Source organism: Nocardia sp. XZ_19_369, from assembly GCF_015355715.1.
Classification (GTDB): domain Bacteria; phylum Actinomycetota; class Actinomycetes; order Mycobacteriales; family Mycobacteriaceae; genus Nocardia.
In genome coordinates this window covers 1-1,455 of sequence record NZ_JACVED010000032.1, presented here as the reverse complement: position 1 = coordinate 1,455, position 1,455 = coordinate 1, and the positions used below count along the sequence as shown (strand labels likewise).

1 rRNA gene is annotated in these 1,455 nt (G+C 48.8%); it reads right to left on the bottom strand.

Going from position 1 to position 1,455, the window contains the following annotated elements:
• Nucleotides 1–1,285 (bottom strand): 16S ribosomal RNA (locus IBX18_RS41785); the annotation flags it as partial.
• Nucleotides 1,286–1,455 lie beyond the last annotated feature (170 nt).

Sequence of the window (1,455 nt, the reverse complement as noted above, 5' to 3'; positions counted from 1 at the left end):
GAACGGCCATGCACCACCACCCACAAAATCAAGAAAGAGCTCTCAATCTGTCAATCCTCATTGTGTCTGGACCTGGTGAGTTTCCCCGTGTTGAGTCAAATTAAGCCGCAGGCTCCACCCCTGGTGGTGCCCTTCCGTCAATTTCTTTAAGTTTCAGCCTTGCGACCATACTCCCCCTGGAGCCCAAGCACTTTGATTTCTCGTAAGGTGCCGAACGCGTCAAAAAATAACATCGTCCGATCCCTAGTCGGCATAGTTTATGGTTAAGACTACGACGGTATCTGATCGTCTTCGATCCCCTAACTTTCGTTCCTGATTAATGAAAACATCCTTGGCAAATGCTTTCGCAGTAGTTAGTCTTCAATAAATCTAAGAATTTCACCTCTGACAATTGAATACTGATGCCCCCGACTGTCCCTATTAATCATTACGGCGGTCCTAGAAACCAACAAAATAGAACCACGCGTCCTATTTTATTATTCCATGCTAATGTATTCGAGCATAGGCCTGCCTGGAGCACTCTAATTTTTTCAAAGTAAAAGTCCTGTTTCCCCGCCACACCCAGTGAAGGGCATGAGGTTCCACAGAGGGAAAGGCCCGGCCGGACCAGTACACGCGGTGAGGCGGACCGGCCAGCCAGGCCCAAGGTTCAACTACGAGCTTTTTAACCACAACAACTTTAATATACGCTATTGGAGCTGGAATTACCGCGGCTGCTGGCACCAGACTTGCCCTCCAATTGTTCCTCGTTAAGAGATTTAAATTGTACTCATTCCAATTACAAGACCCAAAAGAGCCCTGTATCAGTATTTATTGTCACTACCTCCCCGAATCGGGATTGGGTAATTTGCGCGCCTGCTGCCTTCCTTGGATGTAGTAGCCGTTTCTCAGGCTCCTTCTCCGGGGTCGAGCCCTAACCCTCCGTTACCCGTTGCGACCATGTTTGGCCAATACCCAAACATCGAAAGTTGATAGGGAAGAAATTTGAATGAACCATCGCCGGCGCAAGGCCGTGCGATTCGAAAAGTTATTATGAATCACCAAGGAGCCCAGAGGGCATTGGTTTTTAATCTAATAAATACCTCCCTTCCGAAGTCGGGATTTTCAGCATGTATTAGCTCTAGAATTACCACGGTTATCCAAGTAGTAAGGTACTATCAAATAAACGATAACTTATATAATGAGCCATTCGCAGTTTCGCTGTATAATTGCTTATACTTAGACATGCATGGCTTAATCTTTGAGACAAGCATATGACTACTGGCAGAATCAACCAGATAACTATCGTGTGGCCCGGCGTGCGGCCGCCAGCGCCACGAGGGCGCTGGATAGTCAAGTTATACTGGGCGGCGTCCACGAGGGACGCGCCGCACGTAGCACCTACAGCGTGAGCCACGGGCGCCATGCACGGCAAACTGTTTCCCACTCTCACTTCCCCGGGCGTCCGTCGACCTC